The sequence below is a fragment of the Pseudomonas sp. SIMBA_067 genome, from assembly GCF_046534675.1.
GTDB lineage: Bacteria > Pseudomonadota > Gammaproteobacteria > Pseudomonadales > Pseudomonadaceae > Aquipseudomonas > Aquipseudomonas putida.
Genome location: NZ_JAWRYH010000004.1, coordinates 332,057 through 351,529, shown reverse-complemented (window position 1 = coordinate 351,529; position 19,473 = coordinate 332,057). Strand labels below are relative to the sequence as shown.

Here is a 19,473-nt window from a genome sequence, read left to right as displayed (position 1 = left end):
GGACTACCGTGAAGCTCATCTCCCGGCTCATACCGCTGGCGCTTGGCGCGCTGATGGGCAGCCCGGCCGCACAGGCGCAGGACTACCCGCAAATCCGTTTCAACGTGATTGGTGGCGGCAGCCACAACTACACGTTCCGCGCCGTCGAACAGCCGTTCTGGACCAACACCTTGCCCACCGCATCCCACGGCAAGGTCACCGCCCAACTGCTGGGGCTGTCGGAGAGCGGCCTGAAGGGCCCGGAAATCATCCGCCTGATGCGCTTTGGCGCGGTAGACATCGGCATGGGCGTGTTCGCATTCGTCGCCGGTGACGATGCCACCTTCGAAGGCATCGACCTGCCGGGCATGGCCGCCGACATCGGCACCGCCCGCCGCATTGCCGACGCCTACAAGCCGGTGCTGGAACAGCGTATGGCCGAGCGCCATGGCATAAAGCTGCTGGCCACCGTGCCGTACACTGCGCAGGTGTTTTTCTGCCGCGCGCCCGTGCGATCGCTGGCCGACCTCAAGGGCCGGAAAATCCGCACGCGCGGGCGCAACATGGCCGAACTGGTCAAGGCCATTGGCGCTGCCCCGGTCACCCTGCCTTTTGCCGAAGTGGTGACCGCCATGCAGACCGGCGTCATCGACTGCGCCATTACCGGCATCGGCTCGGGCAACGCCGCCAAATGGTACGACGTGGCCGGGTACCTGTACGACCTGCCGGTGGACTGGTCGGTCGGCTTCTATGGCATCGGCCTCAAGCGCTGGCAACAGTTGCCGCCTGAGGTGCAGCAACTGCTGCAGGCGCAGTCGAAGGTGCTGGAAGATGCCCTGTGGCAGGAGACGGCCAGGGAAAACCGTTACGCCAAGGCATGCAATGTCGGCAGCCCCGACTGCCAGATCCACCAACCGGCGCACATGAGCGCGTCGGCACCCGACCCGCAAGAACAGCAGCGCGTGCGCCAGGCGGCGCTGGAAATCGCCAACAACTGGGGCAAGCGTTGCGGCCCCGGTTGTGTCGAGCAATGGAATGCCAGCGCAGGCCGTGCCATCGGCATGCGCCTGGCCCCATAAGCCCTTTACCTCGGAGCAGACAGTGATGAATACGGCCCATTCCGGCCTGGCGGCCATCACCGCCATCGCCAAGGCCAGCACCTGGGTAGGTGGCTTTGCCCTGCTCGGCTGCGCCCTGCTGATTGGCATCGACCTGATCTTGCGCAAGACCCTGGGCATCTCCATGGGCGGCGCCGATGAGATTGCCGGCTATGTTCTGGCAGTCACCAGCGCCTGGGCGTTTCCGGTCACCTTGCTCAAGCGCTCACACATCCGCGTCGACATCCTCTACGCTCGCCTTGGCCTGAAGCCACGGGTGGCGCTCGACCTGTTCGCCCTGGCCTGCATGGCCGTGCTGGTCAGCACCCTGGCCTTTCACGCCTGGAATGTGCTGCAGGACTCCATCGAATACCGCTCAGTGTCCAACACGCCGTTGCAAGTGCCGCAATGGATACCGCAATCCATCTGGTTTGCCGGCTACCTGTTCTTCGCCCTGACCCTGCTCAGCCTGGCGCTGGTGAGCCTGGGGCATTTATTGCGCGGGCGCTGGGGGGCGGTCAGTGCACTGATCGGTATCAACACGGTCGAGCAGGAAATCGAACAGGAGCTGCACCCCGCGGCCAACACCGCCAAGGAGCACACGCCATGCTGAGCATCACCTTGTTCCTGCTGCTGGCCCTGCTGGCGCTGAGCGTGGCCGCCGCCGTCAGTATCGGCCTGCTGGGGATGTCGCTGTCGCAGTTGTTCTCGACCCTGCCATTGAGCAATGCCATGGGCGAAATCGCCTGGAACACCAGCGCCGAGTTCCTGCTGGTGTCCATCCCTCTATACATACTGATGGGTGAACTGCTGGTGTGTTCGGGGGTGGCCGGGCGCATGTACCAGGCGGTCGAGAAATGGCTGTCCTGGCTGCCGGGCGGCCTGATGAACTCCAACATCGGCGCCAGCGCACTGCTTGCCACCACCAGTGGCTCCAGCGTGGCAACCGCCGCAACCATTTCCACCCTGGCCATTGCGGAGCAGGAACGCAAAGGCTACAACGCCCCGCTGTTCCTGGGCTCAATCGCCGCTGGCGGCACGCTGGGCATCCTGATTCCGCCATCGATCAACATGATCCTGTTCGCCCTGATCGCCAACGTGTCGGTGCCCAAGCTGTATCTGGCTGCAACCATCCCCAGCATCATCCTCAGCCTGTTGTTCGTCGCACTGATCGTGCTGGCCTGCCTGGTGCGCCCGCAATTGGGTGGGCGCAAAGAACACACCCGCTGGGCAGAACGCCTGGCCTGCATCCCCGACCTGCTGCCGCCACTGGCCATCTTCGCCCTGGTGATCGGCTCGATCTACAGCGGTTTTGCCACTGCCAGCGAGTCGGCGGCACTGGGGGTACTCAGCGCCTTGGGCTTGGGCCTGTGGCGCCGGGCTCTCACCTGGCAAAGCCTGGGCCAGGCCTTCGAAGCCACGTTGCGCACCACCGGAATGATCATCTTCATCACCTTGTCGGCGTTTTTCCTCAACTTCGTGCTGGCGTCCATCGGGCTGACCACCACCCTGGTCAACTTCGTCACCAACCTGAACCTGTCACCTACGGCCACGCTGCTGGCGATCATCGTGTTCTATATCGTGCTCGGCTGCTTCATGGACACCCTGGCGATGCTGATCACCACGGCGCCGCTGATCGTGCCGATCGTCGTCGCCCTGGGCTTTGACCCACTGTGGTTCGGGGTGGTGCTGATCGTGCTGTGCGAAATGGGCCAGATCACCCCGCCGTTCGGCATGAACCTTTTCGTGGTGCAGAGCATCCGTGGCCGCGGCAACTTCATGGACGTGGTGTATGGCGCGCTGCCGTTCTGCCTGGCTTTGCTGGTGCTGATCAGCTTGCTGATTGCCTTTCCACAACTGGCGCTGTGGCTGCCAAAGGCGTTCTAGCGGAAAATGCAAAAAGGGCGATCATTTCTGATCGCCCTTTTTGGGATTTGGTAGGCACAATTGGACTCGAACCAACGACCCCCACCATGTCAAGGTGGTGCTCTAACCAACTGAGCTATGTGCCTGTCGTGTGGTGCGCATATTAGTGATGCAATGCGTACCTGTAAAGCTTTTTTTTGAGAAAAATCAAAAACTTTCGAATATGAGCGCTGCCTGCCCATACCGCGGTTTCGATGCCCGCGAAATGGACAATGAAAAAAGGGATGACCCTTTCGGATCACCCCTTCTTCGATTTGGTAGGCACAATTGGACTCGAACCAACGACCCCCACCATGTCAAGGTGGTGCTCTAACCAACTGAGCTATGTGCCTGTCGTGTGGTGCGCATTTTACGCATTAGAAAAACCCTGTCAACACTTTTTTTCGAGCTAACCTACTGAATCTTAAACTCTTTATATAAAGAGGCGCTGGCAGGTCCGCCGTAAAGGATTTTCACCAGACGACTAGCGGGTGTTTATTATTATTGATAGCATCGGTACATTCGTTAAAAATATAAAACACGAGGTTCCTGCAGCATGGCTAACACCCCCTACCCCCAGTCCTACTACGCCGCCTCGGCCAACCCGGTGCCGCCACGTCCGGCGCTGCAGGGTGAGGTGGAAACCGATGTGTGCATCATCGGCGCCGGCTACACCGGCCTTTCCAGCGCCCTGTTCCTGCTGGAGAACGGCTTCAAGGTGAGCATCGTCGAAGCGGCCAAGGTCGGCTTCGGCGCATCGGGCCGCAACGGCGGCCAGATCGTCAACAGCTACAGCCGCGACATCGACGTCATCGAACGCACCGTCGGTCCCAAGGAAGCGCAACTGCTGGGCCACATGGCCTTCGAAGGCGGGCGCATCATTCGTGAGCGCGTGGCCAAGTACAACATCCAGTGCGACCTGAAAGACGGTGGCGTGTTCGCCGCCATCACCAGCAAGCAGATGGGCCACCTGGAATCGCAAAAGCGCCTGTGGGAACGCTTCGGTCACAACCAGCTCGAGCTGATGGACCAGAAGCGCATCCGTGAAGTGGTCGCGTGCGACAGCTATATCGGCGGCATGCTGGACATGAGCGGCGGCCACATCCACCCACTGAACCTGGCCCTGGGTGAAGCTGCTGCGGTCGAGTCACTGGGCGGCATCATCTATGAGCAAACCCCGGCAATCCGCATCGAGCGCGGTGCCAACCCGGTCGTGCACACCCCACAAGGCAAGGTGCGCGCCAAGTTCATCATCGTCGCCGGCAACGCCTACCTGGGCAACCTGGTGCCGGAACTGGCCGCCAAGTCCATGCCATGCGGCACCCAGGTGATCACCACCGAACCACTGGGCGAAGAGCTGGCGCGTACCCTGCTGCCGCAGGATTACTGCGTCGAGGACTGCAACTACCTGCTCGACTACTACCGCCTGACCAGCGACAAGCGCCTGATCTTCGGTGGTGGCGTGGTGTACGGCGCGCGTGACCCGGCCAACATCGAGGCGATCATTCGTCCGAAGATGCTCAAGGCCTTCCCGCAGCTGAAGAACGTGAAGATCGACTACGCCTGGACCGGCAACTTCCTGCTGACCCTGTCGCGCCTGCCACAGGTTGGCCGTATCGGCGACAACATCTACTACTCGCAGGGATGCTCGGGCCACGGCGTGACCTATACCCACCTGGCGGGCAAAGTGCTGGCCGAGGCCCTGCGCGGCCAGGCTGAGCGTTTCGACGCCTTCGCCGGTCTGCCGCACTACCCGTTCCCGGGTGGCCAGATGCTGCGTGTGCCGTTCAGCGCCATTGGCGCCTGGTACTACAGCCTGCGCGATCGCCTGGGCTTCTGATGTAAGCAGGCCTGGCCCTATCGCCGGCAAGCCAGCTCCCACAGGTACCGCACAGGCGTCGAACCCAGTGCGCTACCTGTGGGAGCTGGCACCGCTATTTGTTCAGGCTGCTGATAGCCTGCTTCGCCGCAATTTCCTGCCCCGCCCGCGCCAGTTCATCCGCAGCCTGTAACCACCGCTGGCGGTCCACCTGGGCCGGTAACTGCCGCGGTGGCTGCACCAGCACCGCCCAACTCCCCTGCTTCGCCCACGCCGATGCAAAGTCATCGAACGCCATCACCTGCCGCCGGTGCATGCCCGAGCGCAGCAGTACACGCTGCTTGTAGCGGTCATAGCCGATCAGCACCGCATAACGTGGCTCACCCCACCAGGCCGAACCCTCCTCGTAACGCAGCAACACCGGGTTGCCCGCCGCCACCTGGGCCAGCAGTGCGTCCAGTTGTTTGTCCAACGGGTACACCACCATGCCATAGTCCCGCGCCACGCGAGGGATGCCAGTGTCCAGCGCTTCGGCGCCCTGTGGCAGGTTCAACGGTTTGTCCAGCAGGCCCGGGGTGATGGGTGCGCCCTGTTGCGACAGCACCGCTGCCAGCGCCATGGCACCGCTGTGGTTGGCGTTGCCACGGTAGAACGGCACGCTGCTGATCTCGACCCGCTGCGGCAGGCCTTTGAGGTTGGCAGGCGGTGCGCTGGCACAGCCGGCCAAGGTGGCCGCCATCAGACAGGCGACCAACAGCCGCCGTGGGGCAGCTTTGATGGAATGTTGCTGCATGGACACTCGCTTGTTCCAACGCCAGGCAGGCAGCGCCCGGCTCTGGCCACCGATCATAGGTCCGACAGCGGCGCGGGTATAGTCCGACAGCGGCTTGGAGCGAATCGGACTCAGAGATAGACCTTTGTTCGATGGAACGTCACAGGCGAAGGGCTAGACTAAAGCAGTGTCTGGAAGGCAGCGCTGGCCAATCGAGCGCTTGCCGTAGAGATGGAGGCACAGATGAGCCTGACCATGGCAATTTTCATGCTGGTAGGCATGTGGCTAAGCGTTGCAGCCGCCATGCTGTGGGGCGTACTGCGCATCGTGCGGCGCCATTCCCACCACCACCTGCCACCGCAGGCCCCTGCCAAGCCGCAACCTGTGCGCCGGGCACGGCGGCCAGCCGGGGTGCATTAAGACTTCAGAAAACGCGAACGGGGCGCAATGCGCCCCGCCTTTTGCATCAACCTTCTTTACATCAACCTTCAGCCGCCTCACGCTTCAATCGCGCCCGGCGAGCAAAAATGTTGAGCATCTCGATCGCGGTCGAGAACGCCATGGCCGCATACACATACCCCTTCGGTACATGAGCGCCAAAACCTTCGGCGATCAGCGTCATGCCGATCATGATCAGGAAGCCCAAGGCCAGCATGACCACCGTCGGGTTGTCATTGATGAAGTTGGCCAGCGGGTCGGCGGCCACCATCATGACGATGACTGCCGTGATCACGGCAATGATCATGATCGGCAAGTGCTCGGTCATGCCCACAGCAGTGATGATGCTGTCGACCGAGAAGACGATGTCCAGCAGCAGGATCTGGAAGATTGCCGCAGCAAAGCCCAGGGTAATGGTCGAACCGACCTTGGCTTCTTCCTTCGCACCGTGCGGGTCAACGCTTTCGTGGATTTCCTTGGTCGCCTTCCATAGCAGGAACAGGCCACCGGCAATCAGGATCACATCCTTCCAGGAGAAGGCGTTTCCGAACACTTCGAACACCGGGTCGGTCAGCTGTACGATCCAGGCCACCGTGCTGAGCAAGGCCAGGCGCATGACCAACGCCATGCTGATACCGATACGTCGTGCCTTGGAACGGTACTCCACGGGCAGTTTGTTGGTCAGGATGGAGATGAAGATCAGGTTGTCGATGCCCAGTACGACTTCCATGGCGACCAGCGTAGCCAGGGCAATCCAGGCGGTGGGGCTAGCGGCGAGTTCCAGCAAGTATTCCATTGTTCAAATCCTGCAGCGGCGGTTTAGGGTCAGATTTCCTGGGTGTCTTTTTTCTTGTCGGCATCTTCAGGCTTTTGCCCTTCGCCGCCGATGGCCTCGTTCAACGCCTGCTGGGCGGCCTTGTTGGTGTCGTCGATGGCCTGCTTGGCCGACTGCGCGGCCTGGTCGAGCATCTGCTGGGCGGATTTCTCGGCCTGGTCGCAGCCTGCCAGGGTAAACAGGGCCAAAGCCAGCACCAATGGGGTACCGATGGATTTGAGTTGCAGCATGGTGTCCTCGCTTGAAATATCCCGGCGGCGCATGGCGCCTGATGCGGTGCATTCTAGAGACGCGAATAGTTCAGGAAAATTCGTATTTTCATGGCGTATACTTCGGTTTTTACGAATCGGGACGACCAACGGTGCTCAATTATCGCCAGTTGCATTACTTCTGGGCCGTGGCCAAGACCGGCAGCATCACCCGTGCCAGCGAGCAGCTGAACCTCACACCGCAGACCATCAGCGGGCAAATAAGCCTGTTCGAGCAAACCTACGGCCTTGAATTGTTCCAGCGCGCCGGCCGGCAGCTGGAGCTGACCGAGACCGGCCGCCAGGCGCTGGTGTATGCAGAGCAGATGTTCCAGATCGGCGGCGAGCTGGAAGCCATGCTGCGGGCAGGCCCGCAGGAGCAGATCCTGTTCCGCGTGGGGGTGGCCGACGTGGTGCCCAAATCCATCGTCTACCGCCTGCTGGCACCGACCATGGAGCTGGATGAGGTGCTGCGCATCAACTGCCGCGAGGACAAACTTGAGCGGTTGCTGGCAGACCTGGCCATCCAGCGCCTGGACCTGGTGATTTCCGACAGCCCCATGCCCAGCAACCTGGACATCAAGGGTTATAGCCAGAAGCTGGGCGAGTGCGGGCTAAGCTTCTTCGCTACCCCGGCGTTGGCACAGCGCCTTGACGGCCCCTTCCCCGCCTGCCTGCAGGATGCGCCATTGCTGGTGCCCGGCCAGGAAACCGTAGTGCGCAGCCGCTTGCTACGGTGGCTAAGTGAGCAACAGGTGCAGCCACGCATCGTCGGCGAGTTCGATGACAGTGCCCTGATGCAGGCGTTCGGCCAGTCGGGCAGCGGCATTTTCGTTGCCCCCAGCGTGATCGCCGAAGAAGTGTGCCGCCAGTATGGCGTGACGCTGATCGGCCAGACCGAGGCCGTGCACGAGTCGTTCTATGCCATTTCGGTGGAACGCAAGGTCAAGCACCCGGGGATCGTGGCGATTACCGAGGGGGCGCGTCGGGAGTTGTTTCATTGGTGATTGCGACGGCCTGTTCGCAGGTTTACCCGCGAACAGGCCGCAACAGCCCCACAAGTACTCTATGGTAAAGTCGCGCCCTTTCCAGATTCCGAGATACCGCTGCACATGACCCCCCTTCTCCGCCTCCTCAACCGCACCAGCCTGGTGACGCAGATCGTCATCGGCCTGCTCGCCGGCATCGCCCTTGCCCTGCTCGCGCCCGCCATCGCCCGCGACATGGCCTTTCTCGGCAAGGTGTTCGTCAGCGCCCTGAAAGCCGTAGCGCCCGTACTGGTGTTCGTCCTGGTCATGGCGTCTATCGCCAACCACCGCCACGGCCAGGAAACCCACATCCGCCCGATCCTCTGGCTGTACCTGCTGGGCACCTTCGCCGCAGCGGTGGTGGCTGTAGTTGCCAGCATGCTGTTCCCGTCCAGCCTGGTGCTGAGCACTGGCGAGGCAACGTTGAGCGCGCCGGGCGGCATCACCGAGGTGATGCAGAACCTGCTGCTGAGCGCGGTCGACAACCCGATCAATGCCCTGCTCAACGCCAACTTCATCGGCGTGCTGACCTGGGCAATCGGCCTGGGCGTGGCCCTGCGCCATGCTGGCGAAACCACCCGTACCGTGGTCGAAGACTTGTCCAACGGCGTGACCCTGATCGTGCGCGTGGTCATCCGCTTCGCCCCGCTGGGCATTTTTGGCCTGGTCAGCTCCACGCTTGCCCAGTCTGGCCTTGACGCACTGCTCGGCTACCTGCACCTCCTGGCTGTGCTGATCGGCTGCATGCTGTTCGTGGCGCTGGTGATGAACCCGCTGATCGTGTTCTGGAAAATCCGCCGCAACCCCTACCCACTGACCCTGCTGTGCCTGCGCGAAAGCGGCATTACCGCGTTCTTCACCCGCAGCTCGGCGGCCAACATCCCGGTCAACCTGGCACTGTCGGAGCGCCTTGGCCTGCATGAAGACACCTATTCGGTGTCGATCCCGCTGGGCGCAACCATCAACATGGCCGGCGCGGCCATCACCATCACCGTGCTGACCCTGGCTGCGGTGCATACCCTGGGTATCCCGGTGGACCTGCCAACGGCCGTGCTGCTCAGCGTGGTGGCGGCGGTGTGCGCCTGCGGTGCTTCGGGCGTGGCCGGGGGCTCGCTGCTGCTGATTCCACTGGCGTGCAGCCTGTTCGGCATCCCCAGTGAAATTGCCATGCAGGTGGTGGCGGTGGGCTTCATTATTGGTGTGTTGCAGGACTCGGCCGAGACGGCGCTGAATTCGTCGACCGATGTGCTGTTCACAGCGGCGGCTTGCCAAGCCGAAGAGCGGCGTAGCGCTTGAAGGCCAAGGGGCCGCTGTGCGGCCCCTTGCAGGCAAGCAATGATGCCAGTGATTGCTTAAGCCAGGCGCATTACCTAGGCTAGTGGCCTTTCCCCAGTAATGAGACAGGGCCATGTCAGAACACGAAACCGCAGGTGAAGGCCGCTTCAACAGCGTTGAGATCCGCATTCTCGGTTCGCTGATCGAAAAGCAGGCCACCAGCCCGGAAAGCTACCCGCTCACCCTCAATGCCCTGGTCCTGGCCTGCAACCAGAAGACCAGCCGCGAGCCGGTGATGAACCTGACCCAAGGCCAGGTCGGCCAGGCCTTGCGCGCCCTTGAAGGGCAGGACATGACCCGCCTGCAGATGGGCAGCCGTGCCGACCGCTGGGAACAAAGGGTGGATAAGGCACTGGAGCTGGTGCCAGCGCAGCTGATACTGATGGGCCTGATGTTCCTGCGTGGCCCGCAAACCCTCAACGAACTGCTTACCCGCAGCAACCGCCTGCACGACTTCGACGACACCGAGCAGATCCAGCACCAACTGGAGCGCCTGATCTCGCGCGGTCTGGCATTGCACCTGCCACGCCAGGCCGGCCAGCGCGAAGACCGCTACACCCACGCCCTGGGCGACCCGGCTGAAATCGAAGTAATCCTCGCTGCACGCCAGCAGGAAGGTGGCGTGCGCAGCAGTGGCGGCAGTGTCTCGGAAGACCGCATCGAAGCCCTTGAAGCCCGCATCGCGGCGCTGGAGGCGCGCTTGGCCGAGCTGGAAGGCTGAGCCTTTACGGCTCGCGGTCGGGGAAGTTGCGGCAGCTCTTGCGTTCGGCCAGCTCCCGGTCACTGGGGCGCTGGTCGACGAACACGGTGCGGCCGTCGGCGTAGATTTCCAGGTAGCCCCAGTGCAGGTCCTGCTCTTGCTGACCGGGCTTTGGGGGGACTAACCACCAGGGTTCGCGGCTGATCAGGGTCATGGGTGTGATTCCTGAGGGGATCTGCACTAATCATAGACACCCTCGGGTTCTTCTTTTCCTGGACCGGCCCTTTCGCGGCTAAAGCCGCTCCTACAGGGATCTACACAGTGTTCAAAACTGCGCAGTACCCGTGGGAGCGGCTTTAGCCGCGAAGAGGCCGGTACAGGCTTATGCCGGAGCCGAAGTACGGATCAGGTGATCGAAGGCTGCCAGCGAAGCCTTGGCCCCTTCACCCACAGCAATCACGATCTGCTTGTACGGCACGGTAGTCACGTCACCGGCGGCAAACACGCCCGGGATGCTGGTCTGGCCCTTGGCATCGACGATGATCTCGCCACGCGGCGACAGCTCGACGGTACCCTTCAGCCAATCAGTGTTCGGCAGCAGGCCGATCTGCACGAAGATGCCTTCCAGCGCCACGTCGTGCGTTTCATCCGTAGTGCGATCCTTGTAGCGCAGGCCGGTCACTTTCTCACCATTGCCCAGCACTTCGGTGGTCAGCGCGCTGGTGATCACTTTCACGTTCGGCAGGCTGTGCAGCTTGCGTTGCAACACTGCATCGGCACGCAGCTGGCTGTCGAATTCGATCAGCGTCACCTGGGCGACGATGCCGGCCAGGTCGATGGCCGCTTCCACGCCCGAGTTGCCGCCGCCAATCACCGCCACGCGCTTGCCTTTGAACAGCGGGCCGTCACAGTGCGGGCAGTAGGCCACGCCACGGCCGCGGTATTCCTGCTCGCCCGGCACGTTCATTTCGCGCCAGCGGGCACCGGTGGCCAGGATCACGGTCTTGGCCTTGAGCGAGGCACCGCCGGCCAGGCGTACTTCATGCAGGCCGCCATCGGTGGCCGGAATCAGCGCTTCGCCGCGCTGCAGGTTCATGATGTCCACGTCGTATTGCTTGACGTGTTCTTCCAGTGCCGTGGCCAGTTTCGGCCCTTCGGTTTCCTGCACGGAGATGAAGTTTTCGATGGCCAGGGTATCGAGCACCTGGCCGCCGAAGCGCTCGGCAGCAACACCGGTGCGGATGCCTTTACGTGCGGCGTAGATGGCCGCTGCCGCGCCGGCCGGGCCACCACCAACCACCAGTACATCGAAAGCGTCCTTGGCGTTGATCTTCTCGGCCTGGCGAGCACCGGCACTGGTGTCGATCTTGCCGAGGATTTCTTCCAGGCCCATGCGGCCCTGGCCGAACACTTCGCCATTCAGGTAGACGCTTGGCACCGCCATGATCTTGCGCGATTCCACTTCGTCCTGGAACAGCGCACCGTCGATGGCCACATGGCGCACATTAGGGTTGAGCACTGCCATCAGGTTCAGCGCCTGGACCACGTCCGGGCAGTTCTGGCACGACAGCGAGAAGTAGGTTTCGAAGGTGAACTCGCCTTCAAGCGCCTGGATCTGCTCGATCACTTCGGCACTGGCCTTGGACGGGTGGCCGCCGACTTGCAGCAGCGCCAGCACCAGCGAAGTGAATTCGTGGCCCATGGGTATGCCGGCGAAGCGCAGGCTGATATCGCTACCCGGGCGGTTCAGCGAGAACGACGGGCGACGGGCATCGGTACCGTCCGCGCTGAAGGTAATGAGGTTCGACAAACCGGCAATTTCCACCAGCAGGTCGTGCAATTCGCGGGACTTCGCGCCGTCGTCGAGGGAGGCTACGATCTCGATCGGCTGGGTGACCCGCTCCAGGTAGGTTTTCAGTTGCGATTTAAGCGTGGCGTCCAACATACGGGCGATTCCTTTTTTCAAAACTCGGATACAAAAACGCCCAGGCGATGTCGCCCGGGCGTTTGACGGGGCGGTAGGTATTTCAGCTTTGGCGGCTGCTTACCGCCCGCGTTATGGGCATGACCTTAGATCTTGCCTACCAGGTCCAGCGATGGTGCCAGAGTGGCTTCGCCTTCTTTCCACTTGGCCGGGCACACTTCGCCTGGGTGGGCGGCAACGTACTGGGCAGCCTTCACTTTACGCAGCAGTTCGGCAGCATCGCGGCCTACACCACCGTCGTTCAGTTCGACGATCTTGATCTGGCCTTCCGGGTTGATCACGAAGGTACCGCGATCTGCCAGGCCGGCTTCTTCGATCAGCACGTCGAAGTTGCGCGAAATGACGTGAGTCGGGTCACCGATCAGCGGGTACTGGATCTTGCCGATGGTGTCCGAGGTGTCGTGCCAGGCTTTGTGGGTGAAGTGGGTGTCGGTGGACACGCCGTAGATTTCCACACCCAGTTTCTGGAACTCGGCGTAGTTGTCGGCAAGGTCGCCCAGCTCGGTCGGGCAGACGAAGGTGAAGTCAGCCGGGTAGAAGAACACGACAGACCACTTGCCTTTCAGGTCGGCTTCGCTGACCTGGACGAACTCGCCCTTGTGATAGGCGGTGGCGTTGAACGGTTTGACTTGGCTGTTGATGATTGGCATGAGAGACGCTCCTTCATGGGGTTGGAATCAGTTGATGGATAGAATCCTAACTAATCATCCCGCCGAAGGCTCATTGGCAAAGCTCATGCTTGTGATTGGTTTTGGCTATAACCCGGGTTAATTAATAGAAGGGAATGGGCTGAGCACAGGGTTGCGCTGCATTCATTGGCCCCATCGCCGGCAAGCCAGCTCCCGCAGGTACAGCGCAGGCCCATGGACTTGTGCAATACCTGTGGGCGCTGGCTTGCCGGCGATGAGGCCAGTGGCATTAACGAGTGACTGTACGCATGGTCACGAACTCTTCGGCCGCCGTCGGGTGCACGCCGATGGTTTCGTCGAATTGCTGCTTGGTCGCACCGGCTTTCAGGGCAATGCCCAGGCCCTGGATGATCTCGCCAGCGTCAGGGCCAACCATGTGGCAACCCAGCACCTTGTCAGTCTCGGCATCCACCACCAATTTCATCAGGGTCTTTTCCTGAATGTCGGTCAAGGTCAGCTTCATGGCGCGGAAGCGGCTTTCGAACACCTGCACCTTGTGCCCGGCCTCCAGCGCCTGCTCCTCGGTCAGGCCAACAGTACCGATAGGCGGCTGGCTGAACACCGCCGTCGGGATGTTCTGGTAGTCCACCGGGCGGTACTGCTCCGGCTTGAACAGGCGCCGCGCCACGGCCATGCCTTCGGCCAGGGCCACCGGGGTAAGCTGCACACGGCCGATCACATCGCCAATGGCCAGGATCGAAGGCGCAGTCGTCTGGTACTGCTCGTCGACACGAATGTAACCACGCGCATCCAGCTCGACGCCGGTGTTTTCCAGGCCCAGGTTGTCCAGCATCGGGCGCCGCCCTGTGGCGTAGAACACACAGTCTGCAACCAGCTCGCGGCCGTCCTTGAGGGTGGCCTTGAGGCTGCCATCTTCAAGCTTGTCGATACGCTGGATATCGGCATTGAACTGCAGGTCGAGGCCGCGCTTTTCCAGTTCTTCCTTCAGGTGTGTGCGCACCGAGCCATCGAAGCCGCGCAGGAACAGGTCGCCACGGTACAGCAGCGTGGTGTCGGCCCCCAGGCCCTGGAAGATACCGGCGAACTCGACGGCGATGTAACCTCCACCCACTACCAGCACCCGACGTGGCAGGTCCTTGAGGTAGAAGGCTTCGTTGGACGTGATCGCCAGTTCCTTGCCCGGGATGTCCGGGATCTGCGGCCAGCCACCGGTCGCGATGAGGATGTGCTCGGCGGTGTAGCGCTGGCCTTCCACCTCCACTTCATTGGCGCCGGTCAGGCGTGCGTGGCCTTGCAGCAGGGTGACGCCGCTGTTGACCAGCAGGTTGCGGTAGATGCCGTTGAGGCGCTCGATTTCGCGGTTCTTGTTGGCAATCAGGGTGCCCCAGTCGAAGTGCCCTTCTTCCAGGGTCCAGCCGAAACCTGCGGCTTGTTCCAGTTCGTCCGCGACATGCGCGCCGTACACCAGCAGCTTTTTCGGCACGCAGCCGACGTTGACGCAGGTCCCCCCCAGGTAGCGGCTTTCGGCCACCGCCACTTTCGCGCCAAAGCCCGCGGCAAAGCGCGCTGCACGCACACCGCCGGACCCGGCACCAATCACGAACAGATCAAAATCGTAGGCCATGTATTCACTCTCCTAGGCAGGCGCCCAGCATAACGCCGTTGGCCGCCGCAAACAAAAAAGCCACCCCGAAGGGTGGCTCTCGTACCAGCTGGGCCAATCAGTAAGCCTTGCCAGCCTTGTAGAAGTTCTCGAAGCAGAAGTTGGTCGCCTCGATGTAGCCTTCGGCACCACCGCAGTCGAAACGCTTGCCCTTGAACTTGTAGGCAATCACGTTACCTTCGGCCGCTTGCTTCATCAGCGCGTCGGTGATCTGGATCTCGCCACCCTTGCCCGGCTCGGTCTGCTCGATCTTCTCGAAGATATCCGGGGTCAGGATGTAGCGGCCGATGATGGCCAGGTTCGACGGCGCATCTTCAGGCTTGGGCTTCTCGACCATCGAGTCCACACGGAAGATACCGTCACGGATCTCTTCGCCGGCGATGACGCCATATTTGTTGGTTTCCTGCGGGTCCACTTCCTGGATCGCGACGATCGAGCAGCGGTATTGCTTGAACAGCTTGACCATCTGCGCCAGCACACCGTCACCGTCAAGGTTAACGCACAGGTCGTCCGCCAGCACCACTGCAAACGGCTCGTCGCCAATCAGCGGGCGGCCGGTGAGAATCGCGTGGCCCAGGCCTTTCATTTCGGTCTGGCGGGTGTAGGAGAACGAGCACTCGTCGAGCAGGCGACGGATACCCACCAGGTATTTTTCCTTGTCGGTGCCCTTGATCTGGTTTTCCAGCTCGTAGCTGATGTCGAAGTGGTCTTCCAGGGCGCGCTTGCCGCGACCGGTCACGATGGAGATTTCGTTCAGACCGGCGTCCAATGCTTCTTCAACGCCATACTGGATCAGTGGCTTGTTGACCACCGGCAGCATTTCCTTGGGCATGGCTTTGGTAGCGGGCAGGAAGCGAGTGCCGTAGCCGGCCGCCGGGAACAAGCATTTTTTGATCATATACGTCCTTAACAAAGGCTAGGCCTGTGGAATTCGGCGCAGTCTAATCAGGCGGCACTTACCTTACAATGCCCCTGATAGCGACCGATGCCATCATAGAGATAACCCAGTGTAGATAGTTCCGGGGGATCGTAAATATTACCGTCATACATGACGGGCGGATGACAGCAAAATCAGGGTGCCTGTACCGGCCCTTTCGCGGGCAAACCCGCTACCACAGGCACCGCATCAGGCTTGAGCTCTGCACAGATCTGTGGGAGCGGGGTCACCCGCGAAGAGGCCGGCACAGGCGCTGCATCAGCTACCGGTGCCCTGCCCGATCAGCACCCCATCTACCTTCTGACCATACAGGTTCACGCCGTCATTGGCATGGAACTTCACCCGCGTCTTCTCGATGGAGCCCTCCACCAGTCGCGGGTCCTGCGGCCGTTCATGGCGGTTGACCCACGCGGCAACGTCCCAGGCCTGCTGATCGCTGAGGCTGCCCGGCTTGCCCAGCGGCATGTTGTACTTGATGAACGACGCTGCCGTGTTGATGCGGTGCATGCCAGCGCCCCAGTTGTAGGAGTCCTTGCCCCACAGCGGCGGCATCACGTAATCACCGGCCACCTTCTGCCCTTGGCCGTTGTCGCCATGGCAAATCGCGCATTGCTCGCCGTACACCTGCTGGCCCCGCTTGAAGTCATAGCCGCCCTCGGGCTGCGGCACCTCCGGGTAACCACGCCCGGCAATCTCCACGCCAGTGGGCGCCTTGGTCGACAGCCAGTACGCATAGGTCGCCAGTGCCGTCATCTGCGGGCTATCGGCGGCAGGTGGCTTGCCGTTCATGCTGAACTGGAAGCACCCCTGGATGCGCTCTGCGAAGGTATTCACCTTGTCGTTCTTCTTGCGGTACGCGGGGTACATCGGGTACGCGCCCCACATCGGCGCGGAATGCGCCAGGCGCCCCTGGTCGAGGTGGCAGTTACTGCAATTCATGCCGTTGCCTACGGCCTCGGGCATCAGCCGGCGGGTATCGACGAACAGGGCATGGCCCTCACGCACCATCTTGCCAAAGGCATTGTCGGGCAACTCGCTTTCAACGGGCGGCACAAACTGCGGCGCGGCCTGCACGCCGGGTACCTTCAGCTGCGACTGGTCTTCCATGGCGATCGGGGCGGCCTGGGCGCTGCTCATGGCCACCAGTAAAAAGGCTGGAATCAAGGGTTTCATGGCGTGACCTCCTGGCTGGCGGAGCGGGCGAAGAACTCGGCGACAGCCTTGATCTCGTCATCGGTCATGGCCTTGGCCACGCCGACCATCAGCTGGTTGGGATCATTACTGCGGCTGCCGTCGCGCCAGGCATTGAGCTGCGCCACCAGGTAACTGGCAGGCTGGCCGGCCAAAGGCGGGAAGTGTTCGCCAACCCCGCCGCCGCCAGGGCCATGGCATTGCGCGCAGCCCGGTATCTGCCGGTTCCAGTCGCCGTACAGGGCCATGCGGGTGGTCGGGTCATCGGCAATCTGCTGGCGCCACAGGTTGCCGGCGGGGTCTGCCGGCAGGCTGGCCAGGTAGGCACTCACCGCCTTGATTTCATCTTCGCTCAAGGCCTTGGCGAGCGGTTCCATCACCGGCTGCTTGCGGCTGCCATTGCGCCAGTCATGCAGTTGCTTGCTGAGGTAACCAGCCGGTAGCCCGGCCAAGCGCGGAAAGCCGGCGGCGGCAATGCCCTTGCCGTCGGGGCCATGGCACCCGAGGCAAGCCATGGCAGCGGGGTTTGCCCCACCCTGGGTGAAGACTTTCTGGCCATCGGCGGCATGCGCCGTGGGCCAGGCCAGGATCAGCAGGCTGCCGATCACGACGCGTCTCAACGGTGTCATCACGAATCTCCCTTTCTTTTGTTATATGTTTAGGCTTAAAACATATAAGCAAAGACAGGAAGGTCCGTTGCCTCAGATCAATGCCCGGAGATGCATTGGGTGGCCGCCGTGCGCACATCGCCCAGGCGCAGGGGGAAGTTGTTCAGCCGCTCACGCAGCTTGATGCTGCTGCCGCTGCCTCGCTTGTCGATGTCCACCAGTGCCGCCGGCCCTACCCCCGAGCTGATCTTCTGCGGCACGATCAGGCGCAGGCCGTCACCACGCGGCTCTTCCACTAGCGGATCGCGCGTATCGGCCAGCTTCTGCTTGATGCAGTCGGCATATTCACGCGGGGTCTTGCCAGAAATCACATCCAGCGTTTCGTGCGATTGCTCCAGCTCCGAAACGCTGACACAACCGCCCAGCGCCGCCACAGACACCACCGCCACCATCCACTTCATTTAGAGCACCTCAGCCTTCAAGAATCCTGTTCGACCGCAGCCAGGCGGTTTTGCTCCCTGCATTGGCAGATTTATCGGGGCCTGGCCATCGAGCGCGCCAGTGTAACGGCACATCGTGGTATCTTTTGCCTTTACAGATCCAAACCTTGCGGAGCATCACATGAAATTCGTACACCAGCGCGAGCACCTCAACGAGGACGACATCGTCGTTATCGAATGCTCCCAGCGCTGCAACATCCGCCTGATGAACGACGCCAACTTCCGCAGCTTCAAGAACGGCGGCCGTCACACCTACCATGGCGGCCAGTTCGTTGACTTCCCGGCCAAAATCACGGTACCCAGCACCGGCTTCTGGAACATCACCATCGACACCGTGACCACCCGCCCGATCTCGGTAACACGCAAGCCCACCTTGAGCCACAAGATCAAGATCATCCGTCGCTCTTCGTCGAAACTCAGATAAGACTGCCATGACACAGAACATCAAGTACGTCATCAAATACAAGCTCGACGGCGAGCGCCGCTGGGATTTCGCCGTCATGCCCGACGCGTCGCAGGAACAGGCACTCGATGCCCTGCGCAAGATCCACGGCGACGACGCCGACAAGATCAGCGACATTCAGGTGAGCAAGGCACTGTAAGGCTGCGCGCCAAGGAGAACTGCATGAGCAACTGGCCCGACCGTCGTATCCTCGATCTGCTGGGCATCGAGTTGCCTATCCTCCAGGCGCCCATGGCCGGTGCCAGCGGGTCGGCGATGGCCATCGCCGTGGCCAACGCCGGAGGGCTTGGCGCCCTGCCCTGCGCCATGCTCACATGCGAACAAGTACGGGGCGAGATTGCAGCCTTTCGAAACGCTTGCCCGGGCCGCCCGCTGAACCTGAACTTCTTCTGCCACCAACCGCCAGCGCCCGATGCCGAGCGCGATGCCCGCTGGAAGCAGGCCCTTAAGCCTTATTACAACGAAACGGGTGCTGATTTCACGGCCCCCACGCCAGTGTCCAACCGTGCGCCGTTCGACGAACAAAGCTGCCAGCTGATCGAGCAACTGCGCCCGGAGGTGGTGAGCTTCCACTTCGGCCCGCCCAAGGCTGACCTGCTGCAACGGGTGAAGGCCAGTGGTGCCAAGGTACTGTCCAGCGCCACTACGGTAGAAGAAGCGGTTTGGCTGGAACGCAATGGCTGTGACGCGATCATCGCCATGGGGTATGAAGCCGGCGGCCATCGGGGCATGTTCCTCAGCGACGACATTACCAGCCAGATCGGCACCTTCGCCCTTGTGCCGCAGGTGGTGGACGCGGTCAGCGTGCCGGTGATTGCCGCAGGCGGTATCGGCGACCACCGTGGCCTGGTGGCGGCGCTGGCACTGGGCGCTTCGGCAGTGCAGATCGGCACGGCTTACCTGTTCTGCCCCGAGGCCAAGGTTTCGTCGGCGCATCGCCTGGCGCTGGACAGCGCGCCCGCGAGCGACACGGCGTTGACCAACCTGTTTACCGGCCGCCCGGCGCGCGGCATCAACAACCGCATCATGCGCGAGCTGGGGCCGATGAGCGACCTGGCACCGCGCTTCCCGCTGGCGGGTGGAGCATTGATGCCATTGCGGGCGATCACCGATCCGCAAGGTAACAGTGACTTTAGTAACCTGTGGTCAGGGCAGGCGTTGCGGCTGGGGCGGCACGTGCCTGCGAGGGAGCTGACCCGGGATATTGCCGAAAAAGCACTGGCCTTGGTTAGTCGTTAGGCATCTTCATATACAGGTTCGGCCTCTTCGCAGCACAAGGCTGCTCCTACAGGCGCCTGTAGGAGCAGCCTTGTGCTGCGAA

The 19,473-nt window shown here is 62.0% G+C and carries 22 protein-coding genes and 2 tRNA genes; 11 read left to right on the top strand and 13 right to left on the bottom strand.

All coding sequences use genetic code 11. The annotated features are described in order from the left end of the window. The first annotated feature begins 8 nt into the window (after positions 1–8). From SB765_RS12195 to SB765_RS12185, 3 genes are read left to right on the top strand one after another with little or no spacing between them, the layout of a single operon-like run. A complete protein-coding gene (locus SB765_RS12195; RefSeq protein ID WP_410931384.1) occupies positions 9–1,058 on the top strand; it encodes a TRAP transporter substrate-binding protein in 1,050 nt (349 codons plus the stop codon). Between the two features lie 25 nt (positions 1,059–1,083). Further along, positions 1,084–1,689: a TRAP transporter small permease subunit gene (locus SB765_RS12190; protein WP_341796116.1), complete on the top strand. Its 606-nt coding sequence runs from the start codon at positions 1,084–1,086 to the stop codon at positions 1,687–1,689. Beyond that, the gene (locus tag SB765_RS12185; protein WP_341796117.1) at positions 1,683–2,963 is read left to right on the top strand and encodes a TRAP transporter large permease; all 1,281 of its coding nucleotides are present in this window, start codon (positions 1,683–1,685) and stop codon (positions 2,961–2,963) included. Before SB765_RS12190 ends, SB765_RS12185 begins: the two co-directional genes overlap by 7 nt. 48 nt (positions 2,964–3,011) lie before the next feature. On the opposite strand, the gene SB765_RS12180 is transcribed toward SB765_RS12185, so the two are convergent. Both SB765_RS12180 and SB765_RS12175 read right to left on the bottom strand, forming a co-directional pair. Beyond that, positions 3,012–3,088 (bottom strand) — tRNA-Val (locus SB765_RS12180). 169 nt (positions 3,089–3,257) lie between these two features. Continuing rightward, positions 3,258–3,334: transfer RNA gene (locus SB765_RS12175), tRNA-Val, on the bottom strand. A 203-nt stretch (positions 3,335–3,537) separates the two neighbouring features. On the opposite strand from SB765_RS12175, the gene SB765_RS12170 reads away from it, so the two are divergent. Continuing rightward, on the top strand, positions 3,538–4,821 hold the full coding sequence (locus SB765_RS12170; RefSeq protein ID WP_341796118.1) for an NAD(P)/FAD-dependent oxidoreductase: 1,284 nt from the start codon (positions 3,538–3,540) through the stop codon (positions 4,819–4,821). 94 nt (positions 4,822–4,915) lie between these two features. Here SB765_RS12170 and SB765_RS12165 read toward each other — a convergent pair whose 3' ends face one another. Then, entirely contained in the window at positions 4,916–5,650 is a 735-nt protein-coding gene (locus SB765_RS12165) for a peptidase C39 family protein (RefSeq protein ID WP_341796119.1), read from the bottom strand. A gap of 165 nt (positions 5,651–5,815) precedes the next feature. On the opposite strand from SB765_RS12165, the gene SB765_RS12160 reads away from it, so the two are divergent. Further along, a complete protein-coding gene (locus SB765_RS12160) occupies positions 5,816–5,992 on the top strand; it encodes a hypothetical protein (RefSeq protein WP_016498971.1) in 177 nt (58 codons plus the stop codon). Positions 5,993–6,053: 61 nt separating this feature from the next. Here the strand turns inward: SB765_RS12160 and SB765_RS12155 are convergent, their stop codons facing one another. Next, positions 6,054–6,806, bottom strand: coding sequence for a TerC family protein (locus SB765_RS12155; RefSeq protein WP_410910101.1), 753 nt, complete (start codon positions 6,804–6,806; stop codon positions 6,054–6,056). A gap of 29 nt (positions 6,807–6,835) precedes the next feature. Beyond that, on the bottom strand, positions 6,836–7,075 hold the full coding sequence (locus SB765_RS12150; RefSeq protein WP_019473606.1) for a hypothetical protein: 240 nt from the start codon (positions 7,073–7,075) through the stop codon (positions 6,836–6,838). A 131-nt stretch (positions 7,076–7,206) separates the two neighbouring features. Here SB765_RS12150 and nhaR point away from each other — a divergent pair, with 131 nt between their 5' ends. The 3 genes from nhaR (at position 7,207) to SB765_RS12135 (ending at position 10,177) form a co-directional block, all read left to right on the top strand. Continuing rightward, positions 7,207–8,100 (top strand): transcriptional activator NhaR, encoded by an 894-nt coding sequence (nhaR, locus tag SB765_RS12145; protein WP_138736085.1) that lies wholly within the window; start codon positions 7,207–7,209, stop codon positions 8,098–8,100. 105 nt (positions 8,101–8,205) lie between these two features. After that, the gene (sstT, locus tag SB765_RS12140) at positions 8,206–9,417 is read left to right on the top strand and encodes a serine/threonine transporter SstT (RefSeq protein ID WP_410910100.1); all 1,212 of its coding nucleotides are present in this window, start codon (positions 8,206–8,208) and stop codon (positions 9,415–9,417) included. Positions 9,418–9,529: 112 nt separating this feature from the next. Continuing rightward, positions 9,530–10,177 carry a YceH family protein gene (locus SB765_RS12135; protein ID WP_410931383.1) on the top strand — a complete coding sequence of 216 codons (648 nt, stop codon included), beginning with the start codon at positions 9,530–9,532 and terminating at the stop codon, positions 10,175–10,177. A gap of 4 nt (positions 10,178–10,181) precedes the next feature. On the opposite strand, the gene SB765_RS12130 is transcribed toward SB765_RS12135, so the two are convergent. From SB765_RS12130 to SB765_RS12095, 8 genes are all read right to left on the bottom strand, one after another. Beyond that, on the bottom strand, positions 10,182–10,370 hold the full coding sequence (locus tag SB765_RS12130; RefSeq protein WP_016498965.1) for a hypothetical protein: 189 nt from the start codon (positions 10,368–10,370) through the stop codon (positions 10,182–10,184). Positions 10,371–10,538: 168 nt separating this feature from the next. Continuing rightward, on the bottom strand, positions 10,539–12,101 hold the full coding sequence (gene ahpF / locus SB765_RS12125; RefSeq protein WP_016498964.1) for an alkyl hydroperoxide reductase subunit F: 1,563 nt from the start codon (positions 12,099–12,101) through the stop codon (positions 10,539–10,541). A gap of 125 nt (positions 12,102–12,226) precedes the next feature. Further along, complete coding sequence (ahpC, locus tag SB765_RS12120; RefSeq protein ID WP_004375926.1) at positions 12,227–12,790, bottom strand: alkyl hydroperoxide reductase subunit C; 564 nt, start codon at positions 12,788–12,790, stop codon at positions 12,227–12,229. 268 nt (positions 12,791–13,058) lie between these two features. Continuing rightward, positions 13,059–14,414, bottom strand: a complete 1,356-nt coding sequence (gorA, locus tag SB765_RS12115; protein ID WP_016498963.1) for a glutathione-disulfide reductase — start codon at positions 14,412–14,414, stop codon at positions 13,059–13,061. 97 nt (positions 14,415–14,511) lie between these two features. Continuing rightward, positions 14,512–15,351 carry a UTP--glucose-1-phosphate uridylyltransferase GalU gene (gene galU / locus SB765_RS12110; RefSeq protein ID WP_016487927.1) on the bottom strand — a complete coding sequence of 280 codons (840 nt, stop codon included), beginning with the start codon at positions 15,349–15,351 and terminating at the stop codon, positions 14,512–14,514. Positions 15,352–15,648: 297 nt separating this feature from the next. Beyond that, a complete protein-coding gene (locus tag SB765_RS12105; protein ID WP_410910097.1) occupies positions 15,649–16,563 on the bottom strand; it encodes a c-type cytochrome in 915 nt (304 codons plus the stop codon). Further along, on the bottom strand, positions 16,560–17,210 hold the full coding sequence (locus SB765_RS12100; RefSeq protein ID WP_410931382.1) for a c-type cytochrome: 651 nt from the start codon (positions 17,208–17,210) through the stop codon (positions 16,560–16,562). Before SB765_RS12100 ends, SB765_RS12105 begins: the two co-directional genes overlap by 4 nt. A gap of 77 nt (positions 17,211–17,287) precedes the next feature. After that, entirely contained in the window at positions 17,288–17,650 is a 363-nt protein-coding gene (locus tag SB765_RS12095; RefSeq protein ID WP_016498960.1) for a hypothetical protein, read from the bottom strand. A gap of 160 nt (positions 17,651–17,810) precedes the next feature. On the opposite strand from SB765_RS12095, the gene SB765_RS12090 reads away from it, so the two are divergent. The 3 genes from SB765_RS12090 to SB765_RS12080 are packed head-to-tail and all read left to right on the top strand — an operon-like array spanning position 17,811 to position 19,391. Next, positions 17,811–18,113, top strand: a complete 303-nt coding sequence (locus SB765_RS12090; RefSeq protein WP_016487931.1) for a DUF1883 domain-containing protein — start codon at positions 17,811–17,813, stop codon at positions 18,111–18,113. Positions 18,114–18,120: 7 nt separating this feature from the next. Continuing rightward, complete coding sequence (locus tag SB765_RS12085) at positions 18,121–18,291, top strand: hypothetical protein (protein ID WP_095115567.1); 171 nt, start codon at positions 18,121–18,123, stop codon at positions 18,289–18,291. A gap of 23 nt (positions 18,292–18,314) precedes the next feature. Further along, complete coding sequence (locus SB765_RS12080) at positions 18,315–19,391, top strand: NAD(P)H-dependent flavin oxidoreductase (RefSeq protein ID WP_410931381.1); 1,077 nt, start codon at positions 18,315–18,317, stop codon at positions 19,389–19,391. Positions 19,392–19,473 lie beyond the last annotated feature (82 nt).

Excerpts from the sequence above, each read along its gene's own strand:
- galU (WP_016487927.1), bottom strand. The coding sequence starts at position 15,351 with ATGATCAAAAAATGCTTGTTCCCGGCGGCCGGCTACGGCACTCGCTTC.
- SB765_RS12190 (WP_341796116.1), top strand. The coding sequence starts at position 1,084 with ATGAATACGGCCCATTCCGGCCTGGCGGCCATCACCGCCATCGCCAAG.
- SB765_RS12090 (WP_016487931.1), top strand. The coding sequence starts at position 17,811 with ATGAAATTCGTACACCAGCGCGAGCACCTCAACGAGGACGACATCGTC.
- SB765_RS12170 (WP_341796118.1), top strand. The coding sequence starts at position 3,538 with ATGGCTAACACCCCCTACCCCCAGTCCTACTACGCCGCCTCGGCCAAC.
- sstT (WP_410910100.1), top strand. The coding sequence starts at position 8,206 with ATGACCCCCCTTCTCCGCCTCCTCAACCGCACCAGCCTGGTGACGCAG.
- SB765_RS12185 (WP_341796117.1), top strand. The coding sequence starts at position 1,683 with ATGCTGAGCATCACCTTGTTCCTGCTGCTGGCCCTGCTGGCGCTGAGC.
- SB765_RS12100 (WP_410931382.1), bottom strand. The coding sequence starts at position 17,210 with ATGACACCGTTGAGACGCGTCGTGATCGGCAGCCTGCTGATCCTGGCC.
- gorA (WP_016498963.1), bottom strand. The coding sequence starts at position 14,414 with ATGGCCTACGATTTTGATCTGTTCGTGATTGGTGCCGGGTCCGGCGGT.
- SB765_RS12130 (WP_016498965.1), bottom strand. The coding sequence starts at position 10,370 with ATGACCCTGATCAGCCGCGAACCCTGGTGGTTAGTCCCCCCAAAGCCC.
- SB765_RS12105 (WP_410910097.1), bottom strand. The coding sequence starts at position 16,563 with ATGAAACCCTTGATTCCAGCCTTTTTACTGGTGGCCATGAGCAGCGCC.
- SB765_RS12150 (WP_019473606.1), bottom strand. The coding sequence starts at position 7,075 with ATGCTGCAACTCAAATCCATCGGTACCCCATTGGTGCTGGCTTTGGCC.
- SB765_RS12095 (WP_016498960.1), bottom strand. The coding sequence starts at position 17,650 with ATGAAGTGGATGGTGGCGGTGGTGTCTGTGGCGGCGCTGGGCGGTTGT.
- SB765_RS12165 (WP_341796119.1), bottom strand. The coding sequence starts at position 5,650 with ATGATCGGTGGCCAGAGCCGGGCGCTGCCTGCCTGGCGTTGGAACAAG.
- ahpF (WP_016498964.1), bottom strand. The coding sequence starts at position 12,101 with ATGTTGGACGCCACGCTTAAATCGCAACTGAAAACCTACCTGGAGCGG.
- SB765_RS12155 (WP_410910101.1), bottom strand. The coding sequence starts at position 6,806 with ATGGAATACTTGCTGGAACTCGCCGCTAGCCCCACCGCCTGGATTGCC.
- SB765_RS12085 (WP_095115567.1), top strand. The coding sequence starts at position 18,121 with ATGACACAGAACATCAAGTACGTCATCAAATACAAGCTCGACGGCGAG.
- ahpC (WP_004375926.1), bottom strand. The coding sequence starts at position 12,790 with ATGCCAATCATCAACAGCCAAGTCAAACCGTTCAACGCCACCGCCTAT.
- SB765_RS12160 (WP_016498971.1), top strand. The coding sequence starts at position 5,816 with ATGAGCCTGACCATGGCAATTTTCATGCTGGTAGGCATGTGGCTAAGC.
- SB765_RS12080 (WP_410931381.1), top strand. The coding sequence starts at position 18,315 with ATGAGCAACTGGCCCGACCGTCGTATCCTCGATCTGCTGGGCATCGAG.
- SB765_RS12135 (WP_410931383.1), top strand. The coding sequence starts at position 9,530 with ATGTCAGAACACGAAACCGCAGGTGAAGGCCGCTTCAACAGCGTTGAG.